18 protein-coding genes are annotated in these 18,598 nt (G+C 60.6%); 6 read left to right on the top strand and 12 right to left on the bottom strand.

Going from position 1 to position 18,598, the window contains the following annotated elements; translation table 11 throughout:
* Positions 1-164: 164 nt before the first annotated feature.
* Complete coding sequence (locus HX866_RS19960; protein ID WP_177096807.1) at positions 165-356, bottom strand: CsbD family protein; 192 nt, start codon at positions 354-356, stop codon at positions 165-167.
* A 210-nt stretch (positions 357-566) separates the two neighbouring features.
* On the opposite strand from HX866_RS19960, the gene HX866_RS19955 reads away from it, so the two are divergent.
* Complete coding sequence (locus HX866_RS19955; protein ID WP_177096805.1) at positions 567-947, top strand: hypothetical protein; 381 nt, start codon at positions 567-569, stop codon at positions 945-947.
* Between the two features lie 63 nt (positions 948-1,010).
* On the opposite strand, the gene fadD1 is transcribed toward HX866_RS19955, so the two are convergent.
* Positions 1,011-2,708: a long-chain-fatty-acid--CoA ligase FadD1 gene (gene fadD1 / locus HX866_RS19950; protein WP_177096803.1), complete on the bottom strand. Its 1,698-nt coding sequence runs from the start codon at positions 2,706-2,708 to the stop codon at positions 1,011-1,013.
* 337 nt (positions 2,709-3,045) lie between these two features.
* Positions 3,046-4,734 (bottom strand): long-chain-fatty-acid--CoA ligase FadD2, encoded by a 1,689-nt coding sequence (gene fadD2, locus HX866_RS19945; protein ID WP_177096802.1) that lies wholly within the window; start codon positions 4,732-4,734, stop codon positions 3,046-3,048.
* A 243-nt stretch (positions 4,735-4,977) separates the two neighbouring features.
* Here fadD2 and HX866_RS19940 point away from each other — a divergent pair, with 243 nt between their 5' ends.
* Both HX866_RS19940 and HX866_RS19935 read left to right on the top strand, forming a co-directional pair.
* Complete coding sequence (locus HX866_RS19940) at positions 4,978-5,922, top strand: alpha/beta hydrolase (protein WP_177125631.1); 945 nt, start codon at positions 4,978-4,980, stop codon at positions 5,920-5,922.
* A 71-nt stretch (positions 5,923-5,993) separates the two neighbouring features.
* Positions 5,994-6,464 carry a MaoC family dehydratase gene (locus tag HX866_RS19935; protein ID WP_177096797.1) on the top strand — a complete coding sequence of 157 codons (471 nt, stop codon included), beginning with the start codon at positions 5,994-5,996 and terminating at the stop codon, positions 6,462-6,464.
* 167 nt (positions 6,465-6,631) lie between these two features.
* On the opposite strand, the gene HX866_RS19930 is transcribed toward HX866_RS19935, so the two are convergent.
* Positions 6,632-7,096 (bottom strand): PA2169 family four-helix-bundle protein, encoded by a 465-nt coding sequence (locus HX866_RS19930; RefSeq protein WP_177096796.1) that lies wholly within the window; start codon positions 7,094-7,096, stop codon positions 6,632-6,634.
* Between the two features lie 207 nt (positions 7,097-7,303).
* Between HX866_RS19930 and HX866_RS19925 the strand changes: the two genes are divergently transcribed.
* Together HX866_RS19925 and HX866_RS19920 are read left to right on the top strand one after the other, a co-directional pair.
* Positions 7,304-7,540: a DUF3820 family protein gene (locus HX866_RS19925; protein WP_095169812.1), complete on the top strand. Its 237-nt coding sequence runs from the start codon at positions 7,304-7,306 to the stop codon at positions 7,538-7,540.
* Between the two features lie 25 nt (positions 7,541-7,565).
* The gene (locus tag HX866_RS19920) at positions 7,566-8,750 is read left to right on the top strand and encodes an aminotransferase class V-fold PLP-dependent enzyme (protein WP_177140284.1); all 1,185 of its coding nucleotides are present in this window, start codon (positions 7,566-7,568) and stop codon (positions 8,748-8,750) included.
* 153 nt (positions 8,751-8,903) lie between these two features.
* On the opposite strand, the gene HX866_RS19915 is transcribed toward HX866_RS19920, so the two are convergent.
* From HX866_RS19915 to zwf, 3 genes are read right to left on the bottom strand one after another with little or no spacing between them, the layout of a single operon-like run.
* Positions 8,904-9,569 (bottom strand): bifunctional 4-hydroxy-2-oxoglutarate aldolase/2-dehydro-3-deoxy-phosphogluconate aldolase, encoded by a 666-nt coding sequence (locus HX866_RS19915; protein ID WP_177096792.1) that lies wholly within the window; start codon positions 9,567-9,569, stop codon positions 8,904-8,906.
* Positions 9,570-9,586: 17 nt separating this feature from the next.
* Positions 9,587-10,300 (bottom strand): 6-phosphogluconolactonase, encoded by a 714-nt coding sequence (gene pgl / locus HX866_RS19910; protein ID WP_177140283.1) that lies wholly within the window; start codon positions 10,298-10,300, stop codon positions 9,587-9,589.
* Positions 10,287-11,756: a glucose-6-phosphate dehydrogenase gene (gene zwf, locus HX866_RS19905; protein ID WP_100944086.1), complete on the bottom strand. Its 1,470-nt coding sequence runs from the start codon at positions 11,754-11,756 to the stop codon at positions 10,287-10,289. Before zwf ends, pgl begins: the two co-directional genes overlap by 14 nt.
* A 226-nt stretch (positions 11,757-11,982) precedes the next feature.
* Here zwf and HX866_RS19900 point away from each other — a divergent pair, with 226 nt between their 5' ends.
* On the top strand, positions 11,983-12,843 hold the full coding sequence (locus HX866_RS19900) for a MurR/RpiR family transcriptional regulator (protein WP_177096979.1): 861 nt from the start codon (positions 11,983-11,985) through the stop codon (positions 12,841-12,843).
* A 135-nt stretch (positions 12,844-12,978) separates the two neighbouring features.
* On the opposite strand, the gene HX866_RS19895 is transcribed toward HX866_RS19900, so the two are convergent.
* From HX866_RS19895 to HX866_RS19875, 5 genes are all read right to left on the bottom strand, one after another.
* Positions 12,979-13,833, bottom strand: a complete 855-nt coding sequence (locus HX866_RS19895) for a D-hexose-6-phosphate mutarotase (protein ID WP_177140282.1) — start codon at positions 13,831-13,833, stop codon at positions 12,979-12,981.
* Between the two features lie 290 nt (positions 13,834-14,123).
* On the bottom strand, positions 14,124-15,470 hold the full coding sequence (locus tag HX866_RS19890; protein ID WP_177096784.1) for a carbohydrate porin: 1,347 nt from the start codon (positions 15,468-15,470) through the stop codon (positions 14,124-14,126).
* A 162-nt stretch (positions 15,471-15,632) separates the two neighbouring features.
* Entirely contained in the window at positions 15,633-16,790 is a 1,158-nt protein-coding gene (locus tag HX866_RS19885; protein ID WP_177140281.1) for an ABC transporter ATP-binding protein, read from the bottom strand.
* 2 nt (positions 16,791-16,792) lie between these two features.
* Positions 16,793-17,638, bottom strand: coding sequence for a carbohydrate ABC transporter permease (locus tag HX866_RS19880; RefSeq protein ID WP_177096781.1), 846 nt, complete (start codon positions 17,636-17,638; stop codon positions 16,793-16,795).
* Complete coding sequence (locus HX866_RS19875) at positions 17,631-18,539, bottom strand: carbohydrate ABC transporter permease (protein WP_177096778.1); 909 nt, start codon at positions 18,537-18,539, stop codon at positions 17,631-17,633. Before HX866_RS19875 ends, HX866_RS19880 begins: the two co-directional genes overlap by 8 nt.
* Positions 18,540-18,598 lie beyond the last annotated feature (59 nt).

Genomic DNA, 18,598 nt, shown 5'->3' with positions numbered 1-18,598 from the left:
AGAGGTAGCGAGTCAAGGCGACTCAAAGGGTGTTCCGACACAGCTCTTTCTAACGCAAAGCAACGCCGTTGGCGACCCTCAAAGCGTTTCTCGATCTTAACCCGTGTAGCCGCCACGCAAAAACGGCCATCCTGGGATGGCCGCACGGTCCGCTCCCCGAAGGGTCAGGCTCGGTCGACGCCTTTCTTGATGGCGTCCTTGGTTTTACCGACGGCCTTCTGGGCATCGCCCTTGAGTTCCTGGGCCTTGCCTTCGGCGCGCATCTGGTTGTTGCCGGTGGCCTTGCCGACGGCTTGCTTGACGTTACCCACCGCTTCGTTCGCCGTGCCTTTGATTTTATCGCTGGTGCTGCTCATGATATTTCTCCAATAAGAAATGCGGGTGTCATGTCTCGACATAAGGTTGACCCGAGGCCTGCGCGCGGAGTTTCATTTTTTTTCAGTGAGTGTTTGCACGGGGCTTTTCATCGAAGAATTCAGGTTTGCCTTTATGTTTGCCCGCCAACCCCCGAGAATGCGCACCAGATTCAGGCTGCTGCGCTGAAAATCGATAACGGTAGGAAAGTCATGAAACTCGATAAAAAGCAGGCCATTGCCCGCCGCAACCAGGAACTGGGCGGCGCGGTGCTGGGCGTCAACAACTGTCATTTCACCGAACTGAACCGCAACAAGAACATCTGGTGGTTCGATATCCCGGTGGCACGCCTGGCGATCGGGCAATACGAATGGGTGCACCTGTTGCTGCACACCCCGAGCACCGACCAGTTGCTGCACCTGAAGGTGACCACGGCGTTCCTGCGCGAGAAGATGGAAGGCCTGGTGGTACGCAACGCCGGCAAGCGCCGACCGACCCTGAGCCTGGAACTGAGCGCCGACAAGGACTCGTTCCTCAAGGACGTGCGCCCGGCCGGCACCGGTGTGGACTTCGCGCCGTTCCAGCAGCGCTGAACAGCCCCGGCTACAAATGACAAAGCCCCGCAGTGCGGGGCTTTGTCGTTTTTACCTGTAGGATCAGGCGATTTTCTTCAGGCCCAGCTTCTTGAGTTCGGCATCACGCAGCTCGCGACGCAGGATCTTGCCGACGTTGGTGGTGGGCAGCGCATCACGGAACTCGACGAACTTGGGCACCTTGTAGCCGGTGACGTTGGCGCGCATGTGTTCCATCACCTGGTCCTTGGTCAGGGTCACGCCCGGCTTGGCGACGATGAAGATCTTGATGACCTCCCCCGACTTCTCGTCCGGTACGCCGATGGCCGCGCATTGCAGCACGCCCGGCAGGGTCGCCAGCACGTCTTCCAGTTCGTTCGGATAGACGTTGAAGCCCGACACCAGGATCATGTCCTTCTTGCGGTCGACGATCCGCATGTAGCCGTCCGGCTGGATGATCGCGATATCGCCGGTCTTCAACCAGCCTTCGCTGTCGAGGATTTCGTCGGTAGCGTCCTGGCGCTGCCAGTAGCCCTTCATCACCTGCGGGCCCTTGATGCACAGCTCGCCGATTTCGCCCAGGGCCTGTTCTTCCCCGGCATCGTTGACCACTTTGCACAGGGTCGAAGGCACCGGAATGCCGATGGTGCCGATCTGGATGCTCTGGCTCGGGTTCACCGTCGCCACCGGGCTGGTTTCGGTCATGCCGTAACCTTCGCAGATCGCACAACCGGTCACCGCTTTCCAACGCTCGGCCGCGGCCAGTTGCAGGGCCATGCCGCCGGACAGGGTGACCTTGAGCGCGGAGAAGTCCAGCTTGCGGAACCCCTCGTTGTTGCACAGCGCCACGAACAGGGTGTTCAGGCCGACAAAGCCACTGAACTTCCACTTCGACAGTTCCTTGACCATCGCCGACAAGTCACGTGGGTTGCTGATCAGGATGTTGTGGTTGCCGATCAGCATCATCGCCATGCAATGAAAGGTGAAGGCATAGATGTGGTAAAGCGGCAGAGGGGTAATGACGATCTCGCAGCCTTCATTGAGGTCCGAGCCCATCAGTGCCTTGCACTGCAGCATGTTCGCCACCAGGTTGCGGTGGGTCAGCATTGCGCCCTTGGCCACGCCGGTGGTGCCGCCGGTGTATTGCAATACGGCAACGTCACTGCTGAGCGGGTTGGCTTCATTGACCGGCTGGCCATGGCCCTTGCTCAGCACGTCGTTGAACTTGACGGCCTTGGGCAGGTGATAAGCCGGGACCATCTTCTTCACGTACTTGATGACGCTGTTGATCAGCAGGCGCTTGAGCGGCGGCAACAGGTCGGCGACTTCAGTGACGATGACGTGCTTGACGCCGGTTTTGGGCACCACGGTTTCAGCCAGGTGCGCCATGTTCGCCAGGCACACCAGGGCCTTGGCGCCGGAGTCGTTGAATTGGTGTTCCATTTCCCGCGCGGTGTACAGCGGGTTGGTGTTGACCACGATCAGGCCGGCGCGAATGGCGCCGAAGACCGCGACGGGATATTGCAGCAGATTGGGCAACTGCACGGCGATGCGATCACCGGGTTGCAGGTCGGTGTGCTGTTGCAGGTAAGCGGCAAAAGCGCCCGACAGTTCGTACAGCTCACCGTAGGTGAGTGTCTTGCCCAGGTTGCTGAAGGCCGGCTTGCTGGCGAATCGTTGGCAAGACTGTTTCAATACCGTCTGAACATTCGGGTACTCGTCGGGATTGATATCGGCAGCAATCCCAGCAGGGTACTTATCCTTCCAAAAGTCTTCGATCATGGAAGCCTACTCCTCGGCAACGCGAATTCAGCACCGCATTTGATGCGATTATTATTTGTCTGTGTTTTTTATTGGGTGAATCCGGCTTTAACTTACGCCGAGAAGTCACAAAGCGCGCCGAGAGTAGCAGCTTTGCCATAGGTCGCCTAGAGCCAAACGTGGCCCTCATGGTCACAAACATGACTCAAGAAACACCAATGGTCACTTTTAGAGTAAAAATTCTATTTGCTTGAATTTCGCTCTGGACTGGGGATTTCGGCCCCCAAAAAGCTTCGCGGCGGCCCGGCACCCCGGACCGCCGCGAAGGGTCTCTCAATAACGCCACCGCTATTGCGGCCTAGGCGATATCCCGCAGCTCCCGCCGCAGAATCTTGCCCACCGCCGTCATCGGCAGCGAATCGCGCAGCACGATGTGCTTGGGCACCTTGTAGCCGGTAAAGTTTTCCTTGCAGTAGACCTTCAGCTCTTCGAGGCTGACCCCCGAGTCCCGTGCCACCACGAACAACTTCACCGCCTCGCCGGAACGCTCGTCCGGGACACCGATCACCGCACAATTGGCAACCTTCGGGTGGGCCATCACCACGTCTTCGATTTCATTGGGGTACACGTTGAAACCGGAAACGATGATCATGTCTTTCTTGCGGTCGACGATGCGTACGAAGCCGTCCGGTTCGATCACCGCGACATCGCCGGTCTTGAACCAGCCCTCGGCATCGAGCACCTGTTCGGTGGCCTCCGCCTGCTGCCAGTAGCCCTTCATCACCTGCGGCCCCTTGATGCACAACTCGCCGCGCTCACCCAATGGCTGCTCGACCCCATCGTCATCGATGACCTTCAAGGCGGTGCCGGGCACCGGCAGGCCCACCGTGCCAAGCTTGCCCTTGTCGCCATAGGGGTTGGTGCAGGCAATCGGCGAAGTCTCGGTCAAGCCGTAGCCTTCGGTGATACGACAGCCGGTGAGCGTGTGCCAGCGCTCGGCGGTGGCCTTGACCAGCGCGGTGCCCCCGGAGTTGGTGAGTTTCAGGTTGGAAAAATCCAGGGTCTTGAACTCGGGATGCTCCATCAAGGCCACGAACAGGGTATTGAGCCCCAGCAGCGCGGAGAACCGCCAGTTTTTCAATTCCTTGATAAACGCGCCGATGTCCCGCGGATTGCTGATCAGCACGTTGTGATTGCCGGTGACCATCATGCACATGCAGTTCGCGGTGAACGCATAGATGTGGTACAGCGGCAGCGGCGCGATCATCACCTCCTGGCCTTCCTTGAGCAGTGGCTGGCCATCGGGCCCCGGCTGGGACAGACAGCCCCGGGCCTGCTGCATGTTCGCCACCAGGTTGCCATGGGTGAGCATCGCGCCCTTGGCCAGCCCCGTGGTGCCGCCGGTGTATTGCAACACCGCGATATCCTCCAGGCTGGCGTTCAATGGTCGGATTCCGTGACCACGGCCCAGGCGCAAGGCGCTCTTGAACGAGGTCGCCTGGGGCAGATCGTAGGCTGGGACCAGCTTCTTCACCTTGTCCACCACCAGGTTGGTCAGCCAACCCTTGGCAGCGGGCATCAGGTCGCCCATCCTCGCCTCGATCAGGTACTCGATCTGGGTATCGGGCAGCACTTCCTGGACCCGCTGGCCGAACAGGTTCAGATACACCAGCGCGCGGGCGCCGGAATCCTTGAACTGATGACGCATCTCGCGAACGGTGTACAGCGGATTGGTGTTGACCACGATCAGCCCGGCGCGCAACGCGCCGAACACGGCAATCGGATAATGCAGGACGTTGGGCAACTGCACCGCGATGCGGTCGCCCGGTTGCAGTTCGGTGTGGCTTTGCAGGTAACCGGCGAACGCCGCGCTGTAGCGCTCGAGCTCGGCGTAGGTCAGGGTCACGCCCATATTGCTGAACGCCGGACGGTCAGCGAACTTCTTGCAGGAGCGCTCGAACACCTCGATCACCGACTTGTAAGCGCCCAGGTCGATGTCCAGGGGTACGCCGGTGGGGCGTTTGTCATTCCAGAAATCAGGTTGCATTGTTTTTGTCCTCTTACCTGAGCCTCTGCGGGGCCGCCTGCGCGCCAGGGCGAAAAAAGCGGTGCTTAGCGGACGTTAGCAGTTAACGCGGATCAGGCAAACATGCCAGACACAGTCATTAACATCATGAATCTTGCTGCCAATGCGCGGCAGGGTCTGCTTCCTGTGCGAGGATGCGCTATACAATGGAGCGACAACGCGCCCAGGCCGATGTCCGTCTCGTCCCCGTGCAAAGGAACCGCCATGATCCATGACACCTTCTGGCTGACCGTGAGTGACCACAGCCGCCTGTACGTCAATCGCTGGTTGCCGGACGGCAGCCCGAAAGCCTTGATCCTGCTGTCCCACGGCATGGCCGAGCACAGCGGACGCTACGCCCGCCTGGCCGAGGCCCTGTGCGCCGCCGGCCATGGTTTGTACGCCTTCGACCAGCGTGGCCACGGCAAGACCGCCGAACACGGGGTGCTCGGCCACTACGCCGACCAGGACGGCTGGTGCGCGGTGGTCAGTGACCTGGCCAGCCTCAACCAGCGCATCGGCGAAGAGCACCCGGGGGTGCCGATCATCCTGCTCGGCCACAGCATGGGCAGCTACATCGCCCAGGCCTACCTGCTGCACCACAGTGCCAGCTTGCAGGGCGCGGTCCTCAGCGGCTCGAACTTCCAGCCGGTGGCGCTGTACCGCGCGGCCGCCGCGATTGCCCGCTTCGAACGCTGGCGCCAGGGGCCCACCGGACGCAGCGCGCTGATCGATTGGCTGTCCTTCGGTTCGTTCAACAAGGCCTTCAAACCCAACCGCACGGCCTTCGACTGGCTGAGCCGTGACCCGGATGAAGTGGACAAATACGTCAACGACCCGCTGTGCGGCTTCCGTTGTACCAACCAATTGTGGATTGATCTGCTCGGCGGCCTGCAACAGATCAGCAAGGCGAAAAACCTTGCCCAGATCGATCAGGGCCTGCCGCTGCTGGTGATCGGCGGCGAATGTGATCCGGTCAGCGAAGGCAAGCGTCTCAAGGATCTGGCCGACGCTTTGCGCGCCGCCGGTAGCCAGAACCTGCAATTGAACGTCTACCCACAGGCACGGCATGAAGTGTTCAACGAGACCCACCGCGAGGACGTCACCCGCGACCTGATCCAGTGGCTGGAACAGGCCCTGGCCCACCGTCGACCGTCGCGCTCGGAATGATCGCCGGCTCAATTATTTTCCTTAAGATCAATCCGTTGATTTTAGATAACACCTAACAGGATCCCCTTGCGATGACCCAGGTTACCAACACGCCTTACGAAGCCCTTGAAGTCGGCCAGACCGCCAGCTACAGCAAGACCGTTGAAGAGCGCGATATCCAGTTGTTCGCCGCCATGTCCGGCGATCACAACCCGGTGCACCTGGACGCCGAATTCGCTGCGGCGAGCATGTTCAAGGAGCGTATCGCCCACGGCATGTTCAGCGGTGCGCTGATCAGCGCCGCGGTGGCCTGCGAGCTACCCGGGCCGGGCACCATCTACCTGGGCCAGCAGATGAGTTTCCAGAAGCCGGTGAAGATCGGCGACACCCTGACGGTGCGCCTGGAGATCCTCGAGAAGCTGCCGAAATTCCGCGTACGCATCGCCACTCGCGTGTTCAACCAGCGCGAGGAACTGGTGGTCGACGGCGAGGCCGAGATCCTCGCGCCGCGCAAGCAACAGACCGTGACCCTGACCAGCCCACCGCCGATCACCATCGGCTGATCATGCGTCCATGATGGCCTCATCGCTGGCAAGCCAGCTCCCACAGGATCAGCGTCTGCCGCGTTTTTTGTGGGAGCCGGCTTGCTGGCGATGGCGACGGTGAAGCTTGCACAACCATCCAATAAAAAACGCCGGATCAACCGGCGTTTTTTATTGCAGCAGCCGACTTAGCTGGCGCGAGCGATGTTACGCAGCGCCTTGACCTGGTCATGGTTGCGCAACACACCCTGGTACTGACGGTTCACCAGATCGGTGAGGCCCATCAGGTTGTACTTGGCCAGCTTCACCAGTGCTTCGCTGTAGGCTTTCTTGGCGTGGTCTTCACCACGCTCGGCTTCGTTGAGCACCGCCTCTTCACCCTTGCCGGTGAACAGCGCCTTCACGTCAACCCAGCGACGGTGCATATCACCGGCGACACTGGTGGAGGTCTCCGGATCGCCACCCAGTTTGCGCACCTCGGCCTGCAGTTGCATGGCCGAGTTCGCGCACTCGCTGGCACGCTGTACGAACAATGCCTTGAGCTCGGGGTGCTTGATATCTTCGGCACAGGTCTGAAAACCTTTCTGACCGTCTTTGCTGACTTCGATCAGATGGTTGAGAATCGATACGGCTTCTTTATTGATGTTGGTCATGGCTCAATTCCTTCTGGTGGTGGAAGTTGCAAGGACTGTTGCAGTCACCGTGCCAAGCCCTGATCGGTATTTTTTTACATATATTTCAACCACTTAAAAATATTCAAAGTATCTGTATGGCGGTTATTTGCATGATCTGTCAATTGGCCTGCATGCAGAATGCCTGTATTTTTCAAGACGCTGGAACAGCGCAAGACAAGGTTGCCCATGAATCCCGAAAAACTCGAACTGCTGATCACCCGCGAGATGCCGTTCGGCAAATACAAGGGACGGATCATCGCCGACCTGCCCGGTCCTTATCTGAACTGGTTCGCTCGCGAGGGTTTCCCCCACGGCGAACTGGGCGGCCTGCTGGCCTTGATGCAGGAGATCGACCATAACGGTTTGTCCGACCTGCTCGACCCGCTACGCGCCAAACACGGCAAACCCAAACCCCGCCATTGACCCCGTTGTCGAGAGAAGCACCGCCATGCCGAGGAATGAAGAGCACGCCCGCGACGAACACTTCTGGCACAGCGTGGCTGCGCGCTATGACGTGGAGCCCGGCCCGATCAACCTGGAAAACGGCTACTTCGGCCGCATGACCCGCAGTGTCGTGGAGGCGTACAAAGGCCATATCGAGTTCATCAACCGCAGCAACTCGGTGCATGTGCGCCAGCGCTTCGAAACCATCGAAAGCCTGGAGATTCGTGCGCAACTGGCCGATCTGCTGGGCACTCATCACGAAGCGGTGGCCCTGACCCGCTGCGCCAGCGACGGCCTGCATTCACTGATCCGCAACTACAACGCCCTGCAGCCCGGCGATCAACTATTGGTCAGCGACCAGGAATACCCCAGCGTCCTCGGCGCCATGCGCTGGCTGGCGCGCAACCGCGGCCTCGAACTGATCGAGATCAGCCATCCCGTCCCGGTGAGCTTCGCCAGCCTGGTGGAGACTTATCAGGACGCATTCGAGCGTTATCCCCGGCTGAAGCTGATGGCCCTGACCTACGTCACCCATCGCAGCGGGCTGGTGATGCCGGTCCAGGCCATCGCTACCGCCGCCCGTCACCATGGGGTGGATGTGATCCTCGATGGCGCCCATGCCCTGGGCCAGATCGATTTCAACCTTGCCGCGCTGGGTATCCTGTTTGCCGGTTTCAACCTGCAGAAATGGATGGGCGCGCCCCTGAGCCTGGGCTTTATCTATATCGATCCAGCGCGCCTGGCGGATATCGACCCGGACATGGGCGAAGACCGCTACCCGATCAGCGACATCCGCTCCCGCGCGCCCTATGGCACGCCGAATATTCCGGCCTGGATGACCTTGCCCCTGGTCTTCGAGGAACATCGGGCACTCGGTGGTTCGGCGGCCAAGGGCGCACGGCTCAATTACCTGCGGGATATCTGGGTGAGCGCGGCACGCGGGATGCCGGGGATCGAGGTGCTGACACCGGATGATCCGCGGCTGTATTGCGGCATCACCTCGCTGCGCTTTCGGCATGAGCCGAACCAGCAGCGGATGGTCGACCGACTGCTGACGGAGTACAACCTGTTCACCGTGGCCCGCGAAGGCACGGCCCATGGCAATTGCATCCGGGTCACGCCGGGGTTGGCCAACTCGGCCGAGGATCTGAAGTTGCTGGCCCGGGCGTTGGGCGAACTAAGCGGTTGAAAGCGCGGGATCGCGAGCAAGCTTGCTCCTGCAGGTCCGTGTCGTACATGCGATAACGGTATGGCAGGGTTTTTCGCCAGGCAAAAAAAAACGGTGCGCCGACCAAGCGCACCGTAAAGCCGTAGAACACACAACGAGTTCAGTAACGATGAATCAGTCCAGCAGGGCCAGCGCCTCGGCGGTGCACTCCTGGATACGTGCCCAGTCGCCGTTCTTGATCCACTCCGGATCAAGCATCCAGCTACCGCCCACGCACATCACGTTTTTCAAGGCCATGTAGCTCTTGATATTGGCCGGGCTGACGCCGCCGGTCGGGCAGAATTTCACTTCGCCGAACGGGCCGCCCAAGGCCTTGATCGCCGCCACGCCGCCGCTGACTTCCGCCGGGAACAGCTTGAAGCGGCGATAGCCCAGGCCATACCCCTCCATGATCCCCGAGGCATTGCTGATACCGGGCAACAACGGGATCGGGCTGTCGACGCTGGCTTCCAGCAGGTCACGGGTAATGCCCGGGGTGACGATGAATTGCGAACCCGCAGCCTCCGCCGCCGCCAGCATCTGCCGATCGAGCACGGTGCCGGCACCGGTCACCAGTTCCGGACGCTGCTCACGCAGGATCTGGATGGCCTTGAGGCCGAACTGCGAGCGCAGGGTCACTTCCAGCGCGGTCAGGCCACCAGCGGCCAGGGCGTCGGCCAGCGGCAGGACATCCTGTTCGCGGGCAATGGTGATCACCGGAAGAATCCGTGCACGGGCGCAGAGCTCATCGATCAGGACGACCTTGTCTGCCATGGAGACGGTCGGGGCATTTTTTGTCATAGCAGCGGATCCTTGACTCATGGGCACCAGTAAATATTCAGGGTAGGTTGCAAGAAAGCGCGAATCGGCATGGCGGCGAGGTCATCACCGGCCAATGCGGCATTCAGGGTGGTCAGCTTCGACTGACCGGAAATCGCCAGGACGGTAAAGGTGGCCGAAGCCAGCAGGGCCCGGCTCATGCTCAGGCGTTGGTGCGGCACGGTCGGCGCCAGCATCGGCCAGACCCGCCGGCTGCCATCCACTTGCAGAGCCGCCGCGAGGTTCGGGCTGTCCGGGAACAGCGAAGCGGTGTGACCGTCATCACCCATGCCCAAGACCAGCACGTCGATATCCGGCAGTTCGGCGAGCAATTGATCGGCCTGTTCCGCCGCCGCTTCCAGGTTCGCCGCTGCTCTGTACAAGCCGATAAAGCGCGCCTTGGCCGCCGGGCCCTGGAGCAGGTAGCGCTTGAGCAGACCGGCATTGCTGTCGGCGTGCTCCACCGGTACCCAACGCTCGTCGGCGAGGCTGATGACCACGCGGGACCAATCCAGCTCCTGTTTCACCAGGCTCTGGAAAAAGGCCACCGGGCTGCGCCCGCCGGACACCACCAGGGTCGCCGCGCCACGGGCGGCAATGGCCCCGCGCAGTTGCTCGGCCACCGCCTGCGCCTGACCCTCGGCCAGCAGCGCCGGGCTGCGGAACTCGTGGGCCTGCACGCCTTGCGGCAGTTTCAATTCAGATATCGCCATACCACGACCTCCCATCCCGTGTGATCAGTGCAATGGAACTCATCGGTCCCCAGGACCCCGCCGCGTAGGGCTTGGGCGCATCGCCGGATTTCTTCCAACCGGCGATCAACTGGTCACACCACTTCCACGCGGCTTCGATTTCATCTTTACGGACAAACAGGTTCTGGTTGCCGTGCATCACTTCCAGCAACAGACGCTCGTAGGCGTCGGGAATCCGCGCACTGCGATAGGTGTCGGAGAAGTTCAGTTGCAGCGGCCCGCTGCGCAGTTGCATGCCCTTGTCCAGGCCCTGCTCCTTGGTCATCACCCGCAGGGAAATACCTTCGTCCGGTTGCAGGCGGATAATCAGCTTGTTGCTGATCTGCAGGCGCTGCTCGGGGGCGAAGATGTAGTGCGACGGTTCCTTGAAGTGGATGACGATCTGCGACAGCTTCTGCGGCATGCGCTTGCCGGTCCGCAGGTAGAACGGCACGCCGGCCCAACGCCAGTTGCGGATATCGGCCCGCAGGGCGACGAAGGTTTCGGTGTCGCTCTGGGTGTTGGAGTTTTCTTCTTCCAGATAACCCGGGACCGAATGCCCTTCGCTGTGCCCGGCGATGTACTGGCCGCGCACCACCTGGGTGGTCAGGCCTTCCGGGCTGATCGGCGCCAGGGCCTTGAGCACCTTGACCTTCTCGTCACGAATGCTGTCGGCCGAGAGGTCGGCCGGCGGGTCCATGGCGATCAGACAGAGCAACTGCAGCAGGTGGTTCTGGATCATGTCGCGCAGTTGGCCGGCCTTGTCGAAGTAACCCCAGCGGCCTTCGATACCGACCTTCTCGGCCACGGTGATTTCCACGTGGGAGATGTAGTTCTGGTTCCACTGGGTTTCGAACAGGCTGTTGGCGAAACGCAGGGCGATGAGGTTCTGCACCGTCTCCTTGCCCAGGTAGTGGTCGATGCGATAGGTGCGGTTTTCCGGGAAGAACCGCGCCACGGCGTCGTTGACCTTGCGCGACGACTCGAGGTCCGAACCGATGGGTTTTTCCAGCACCACCCGGGTGTTTTCGGCCAAGCCGACCTTGGCCAGGTTCTCGCAGATCGCGCCATAGACCGAGGCCGGCGTGGCGAAATAGGCGATCAGGCACTGACTGGTGCCGGCTTGCTCGGCCAGGGCGACATAGTCGTCAGGCTTGAGGAAGTCCACATGCAGGTAGCTCAGGCGCGCGAGGAAGCGTTCGAGCACCGCCTCGTCGATTTCCTTGGCTTCGACAAAGACCCGCAGTTCTTCTTCGATGGTCGCCAGGTGCTCGGCATTGCTGCCGGGCTCGCGCGCCAACGCGAGGATGCGCGTGTCCTCATGCAGCAGGCCCGCGCCATCGAGGTGATACAAGGCAGGAAACAGTTTGCGAAGCGCCAGGTCGCCGAGGGCGCCGAACAAGGCAAAGGTGCACGGTTCAACCGTTATCGAAGGCATGATGTTTGTTCTTTTATCAAGTTAAACGATAAATACCTTTTTTCGAGGCATCACTCAAGGAAAAATGTAGTAATAACCACAACATTTTATCAATATGATGATTCCGAGTGGTGGTCATCACACGCCATCAGTAGGATAGGCCACCGCCGGGAGCTGCCCAAGGGCATTGTTCCGGGCCTTGCAGAACCCAAGTTGCCTCGAATCAAGGAATCACCAAATGGACCGCGTGCGAAATCTTCTGGAGCAGATCCAGAGCCGCCTCGAAGACCTGAACAAGGCCGAGCGCAAAGTCGCCGAAGTCATCCTGCTCAACCCGCAGCAGGCGACTCGCTTCAGCATCGCCGCCCTCGCCCAGGCGGCCTCGGTCAGCGAACCGACGGTCAACCGTTTCTGCCGCTCGTTCGGTGTCAGCGGCTACCCTGAACTCAAGCTGCAACTGGCCCAGAGCCTGGCCAGCGGCGCGGCCTATGTGAGCCGTGCGGTGGAGGCCGACGACAATCCCGAGGCCTACACGCAAAAGATCTTCGGCAGCGCCATCGCCTCCCTGGACAGCGCCTGCCAGGCCCTGGACCCGAACCTGATCAGCCGCGCCGTCGACCTGTTGATCCAGGCCCGGCAGATCCACTTCTTCGGCCTGGGCGCTTCGGCGCCGGTGGCCCTGGATGCCCAGCACAAGTTCTTTCGTTTCAACCTGGCGGTCACCGCCCATGCCGACGTGCTGATGCAGCGGATGATTGCCTCGGTGGCCCACACCGGTGAGCTGTTCGTGATCATTTCCTATACCGGGCGTACCCGGGAACTGGTGGAAGTGGCGCGTATCGCCCGGGAGAACGGTGCCTCGGTGCTGGGATTGACGGCGGCGGGTTCGCCCCTGGCCAAGGCCAGTACCCTGAGCCTGAATATTCCGCTGCCGGAAGACACCGACATCTACATGCCGATGACCTCGCGGATCATCCAGTTGACGGTGCTGGACGTGCTGGCCACCGGCATGACCCTGCGCCGTGGCGTGGATTTCCAACCGCACCTGCGCAAGATCAAGGAAAGCCTCAACGCCAGCCGGTATCCGGTGGGTGATGAGTTCAACTGAAGCCTGTGTGAATTTGCGTTGAATGATCGGGCCTTATCGCCGGCAAGCCAGCTCCCACAGGATCAGTGTCTGGCACAATTTTGTGGGAGCCGGCTTGCTGGCGATGGCGTCATCCGCCACACCCGATAATCCAGGTCAGGCCGAAGCCCGCGCCTGCAGGCTCAGATGCGCTCGCTCCCCGGGCGCCAGGCACAGGCTGTCGGTGCCGCCACTGGCGGCCTCGACACAGACAAAGCCCATCACTTCATTCCAGCTCACCCCCAGCAACGGCCGGTGCCCCGGATGCCAGACCACGGTGTCGCCACTGTCGCCCGTATCGATGCACAACTCCCGCTGCCAGGCATGATCCTTGATCTGTAACTCACCCTCATGCTGGAACACCCGCTGGCAACCGCCATCGACCCGCAACTCGCCTTCCTGCCGGCACGCCTGGCGACTCAACTGGTCATAACCCTCCGCACCGTCGAGCCCAGACAGCGCTATCTCACCAACGTCGCCAATACGCCAATAGGCGTGCAACGCGTGGCTCAACTGACACGGTTCGCTGTCCTGATGCTCGGTGCTCAGGCGCAACTCCATGCTCTCGCCGAGGCGCGCATGCAGGTCAACCTGCCAGTCACAGAGTTGCAGACGCCAGTGCAGGCTGACGCCCTCGTCGTCGCTGCTGCTTTCCAGCAGTTTCCAGTCGATCAGCCGCGCCCAACCATGGGATGGCCAGGCATTCTCGCTTGGGTGACGGCCGTACCAGGGCCAGCACACCGGCACCCCACCGCGAATCGCCCCGACCTGTGGCCACTTGGCCGCGCACCACAACCAGGGCTTCTGTCCCCGTGGCTGGAAGTGCAGCAACTGCGCACCCTGGCGACTGAACACCGCCTGGCACAGCGGGTGGTCGATCACCAGCACCTCACGCAATTGAAAGCGCTCCCACTGGAAGGTCGGCTGCTCGCGCCGGGATTTGAAAAAGCGTTGTAGCGGTTGCTCATGCATGTGCCGCAAATCCTGAAAATCGTCTCTATCGTCGAAAACACCACGCGTCCCTCCTTTGTAGGAGCGAGCTTGCTCGCGATGGTCGTCAACGATAACGCGGACGTCCTGGTCGTCCGCGGTGCCTGGGCTACCATCGCGAGCAAGCTCGCTCCTACAGGGAGAGTGGCGGTGCATTCGAGGTGCGTTTGCACCTCAAGGAATCAACCCGCCTTCTGCGCAAAAAAAAGCGGACGGTCTGGTGGACCATCCGCAAGATGCGCACATAGAGAGAGAGCTTACCAGTCGAAACCTTAGAAGACCGACTGAATTTTCAGACCGGCAACCAGGGCGTCGTCCACTTGATCAACACCACCTGGGTGCTTGATGTACTGCAGGTTGGGACGTACGGTCAGCCAGTTGGTGACGTGGAAGCCGTAGTTGAGCTCGACGTTGTACTCGGTCTTCTGGATCGGCAGGAAGCTCGGGTTGTTGTAGTCGCTGATGCCGTTTTCTTCGTTGATCAGCTCGGCATTTTTCTGCACATCGCTGTTCACGTGAATACGACCGATACCCAGGCCTACATCATCCTTCGGACGTGCATCGAACGGACCTTTGAAGACCAGCATGATCGACTGGTAGTTGTCGATGAAGTTGGTGTCCTTGTCGTGGAACGTGGCGTTGGCCGCGATGTTCAGACCACGGGAAGCATCACCCTTGTAGTCGGTGAGCTGTTGTTGGGCCACGAACCAGTAGCCGCTCTTGCCCTTGTGGGTCTTGTACGGCAAACCGCTCACTGCCGCATCGCCACCATTGTCGTCCTTGAGAACGTCGTTGGCCGGGGCGCTGCTGTAGTAGTAACCCAGGCGGTATTCGCCCGGCAGGCCGTTGAACTTCGGCGACCAGACGCCTTCCACCGGGATCACAGTACCCTTGGTGCCAGTGCCGTCAAGCTTGAAGCCGTTGCCGGAATCCAGCTGCGTCGGGTTCTGGTTGTAGAAACCGATCTGGGCATAGAACTCAGGCGTGATGTTGTACTTGAAGCGGATCGCCGCCTGGCTGACAGGCCAGTTGTACCAGATACCGGTCGCCCAGTTACCCGCCTGGGAGCCGCAGAACGTCAGGTTCTGGAATTCGCACGGGAAGGTGTTGAAGTCTTCGCCTTCGCCGAAGTAACCGGCCTTGACGTCGAACTTACCGTCGAGGAACTGGTGCTGAATCCACAGTTGGGTCAGACGGACCATGTGACCACGGCCAAAGACTTCCTGGGACGAGCTGATGGTGCCGACACGCGGGTCGCCGACACGGTCATTGGAGATGTTCTCACCGTTACGGTTGGTGAGCTGGATCTTGGCCTGGGTGTTATCCCAGCCGAACAGCTTTTGCAGATCCAGTGCCACGCCCAGACCGAATTGGTCACTGTAGCGCGCGGTCTTTTGATCGTTGTAGCCACCACTCAGGTTGCCACCGACTTCACCGACGTAGTCGGCCTTGATGTCGATACCCTCGTCGATCAGTTTGGTCCGCTCTCCACCCCAGTCACCGGTCATCCATTTGGAGTTGGCGCTGAATGCGTCGTCGGCCATTGCGTTACCGGCCATGACCAGTGCTGCTACCGCTGACAGCTGGCAGATCAGCCGGGTATTGGTGTTCTTTTTCATCCCTACATCCTCGTCTTATTGTTATTAACGGTTTTTATTGAACGTGGTTTACATCGTCTGTAACGCGTTGAACCTTCTTGGCAGACGGTTTACCTGATACTCCCGCCCCTCAGGCTTTAGGGCCGCTTCGCGGCCCAACGGGAGCAAGCTCCCTCGCCACAATCAGCGGCCCTTGAACTGCGCCACATTGTCGGCATGCACCTGGGCTTGTGGTTTAACCACACCCAGGCGTTCACCGGTCTGGGCGTCAAACAGCAACACCTTGGCCGGATCGAATTGCAGGGTCAGGGTCTCGCCCACCTGCGGTGCCACGTCCGGCGCCAGTCGGCAGCAGACCTTGGTCCCGTTGAGGTTGACGAATACCAGGGTGTCCGGACCGGTCGGCTCGGTCACCTGTACTTCGGCACGGATGTTCGGCAAGCCATTGGGCTCGCCCTGCATCAGGCTGATCTGTTCCGGGCGCATGCCGAGGATGATCTCGCGGTCTTCAAGACCGGCGTCGGTCACGCCCAGCGGCAACTCGCAACGGGCCTGGCCGCTGTCGAGCAGGGCCATCAGCCGGCCATCCTTGCGCTGCAGGCGCAGGGGGATGAAGTTCATCGGCGGCGAACCGATGAAACTGGCAACGAACAGGTTCGCCGGGTCGTTATAGATCTGCTTCGGCGTACCAAATTGCTGGATGATGCCGTCCTTCATCACCGCCACTTTGTCGCCCAGGGTCATCGCTTCGATCTGGTCGTGGGTCACGTAGACCGTGGTGGTTTTCAGGCGCTGGTGCATCAGTTTCATTTCAGTGCGCATCTCGACCCGCAGCTTGGCGTCGAGGTTGGACAGCGGTTCGTCGAACAGGTAGATCTTCGGCCGCCGGGCCAGGGCACGGCCCATGGCCACACGCTGTTGCTGACCACCGGAGAGTTGACCAGGCTTGCGATTGAGCAAGTGCTCGATCTGCAGCAGCTTGGCGACCCGCGCGACTTCTTCGTCGATGGCCGGCTGGGCCATCTTGCGAATTTTCAGACCGAACTCGATGTTCTCGCGCACGCTCATGGTCGGGTACAGCGCATAGGACTGGAACACCATGGCGATGTCACGATCCTTCGGGCTCATGCCGCTGACGTCCTGGTCACCGATCATGATCGCGCCGCCGGTGATGTTCTCCAGGCCCGCGATGCAGTTCATCAGCGTCGACTTGCCGCAGCCCGAAGGCCCGACCAGGATCAGGAACTCACCGTCGGCGATCGACAGTTCGATGTTCTTCAGGGTGTCCGGCAGACCGGCGCCGTAAGTCTTGTTTACATTGCGAAGTTCGAGCGTTGCCATGATTACCCCTTGACTGCGCCGGCCGTCAGCCCGCGCACGAAATACTTGCCTGCGACCACATAGACCAGCAGGGTCGGCAGACCGGCGATCATCGCCGCTGCCATATCAACGTTGTATTCCTTGACCCCGGTACTGGTGTTGACCAGGTTGTTCAGCGCCACCGTGATGGGCTGCGAATCACCGCTGGAGAACACCACGCCGAAGAGGAAGTCGTTCCAGATCTGGGTGAACTGCCAGATCAGGCAGACCATGATGATCGGGGTCGACATCGGCAGGATGATCAGCCGGAAGATGGTGAAGAAGCCCGCACCGTCCAGGCGTGCCGCCTTGACCAGCGCATCGGGAATGCTCACGTAGTAGTTACGGAAGAACAGCGTGGTGAACGCCAGGCCGTAAACGATGTGCACGAATACCAGGCCCGTGGTGGTGCTCGCCAGGCCCATCTTGCCGAGGGTGAACGAGGCCGGCAGCAGCACGGTCTGGAACGGCAGGAAGCAGCCGAACAGCAACAGGCCGAAGAACAACTGCGAACCACGGAAGCGCCACATCGACAGCACGTAGCCGTTCAACGCACCGATGGCGGTGGAGATCAGTACCGCCGGAATGGTGATCTTGATCGAGTTCCAGAAGTAACCGTTGACCGTGGCCCAGGCCTTGACCCAGCCAATGTCGGTGATCACCGTCGGCCAGCTCAGCAGGTTGCCGGTGCTGATATCTTCCGGCGACTTGAAGCTGGTCAACAGCATGACCACCAGCGGAACCAGATAGAGCAGCACGGCGATGATCAGCACCGCGTAGATCGCGACGCGGCTCAGGCTGATAGCCGGTTTGTGGGCGAGACTAGTCATTACGCTTGGTCCTCAGCTCGGAGTACAGGTAAGGCACGATGATCGCGAGAATCGCACCGAGCATCAGAATCGCACTGGCCGAGCCCATGCCCATCTGGCCGCGACTGAAGGTGAAGGAATACATGAACATGGCTGGCAGGTCGGACGAATAGCCCGGGCCGCCGGCGGTCATCGCCGCCACCAGGTCGAAACTCTTGATGGCGATGTGCGCCAGAATCATCACGGCACTGAAGAACACCGGACGCAGGCTTGGCAGCACCACTTTCCAGTAGATCCGGGGCAGGCTCGCGCCATCGATCTGGGCGGCACGGATGATCGATTGATCGACACCGCGCAGGCCGGCCAGGAACATTGCCATGATAAAGCCCGAGGCTTGCCATACGGCGGCGATCACCAGGCAATAGACCACACGATCCGGGTTGATCAGCCAGTCCAGGCGGAAGCCTTCCCAACCCCAGTCACGCAGCAGTTTGTCGAGGCCCATGCCCGGGTTGAGCAGCCATTTCCAGGCGGTACCGGTGACGATCATCGAGAGCGCCATCGGGTACAGGTAAATGGTGCGGATGAAACCTTCGCGACGGATGCGCTGGTCGAGGAACACGGCCAGCAGCACGCCAATCACCAGGGTGACGCCGATGAACAAGCCACCGAAGACCGCCAGGTTCTTGCTCGCCACCCACCAGCGGTCGTTGTCGAACAACCGGGCGTATTGCGCCAGACCTACCCATTTGTAGGTCGGCAGGAAAGTCGAGTTGGTGAACGAAAGTACGAACGTCCACAGGATATAGCCATAGAAGCCCACCAGGACGATGAACATGCTGGGCGCCAGCACCAGTTTGGGTAGCCAGCGCTGCAATGCATCGAACGGCGAGGCTTTGCTGAACACAGCAACAGAACTCATGGGGAAATCCACTACAGGGGAAAGGGACTACATGCAGATCCCTTGTAGGAGCGAGCTTG

This window comes from Pseudomonas gingeri, from assembly GCF_013386165.1.
Lineage (GTDB): Bacteria > Pseudomonadota > Gammaproteobacteria > Pseudomonadales > Pseudomonadaceae > Aquipseudomonas > Aquipseudomonas gingeri_C.
This window is presented reverse-complemented; position numbering and strand designations above follow the sequence as displayed.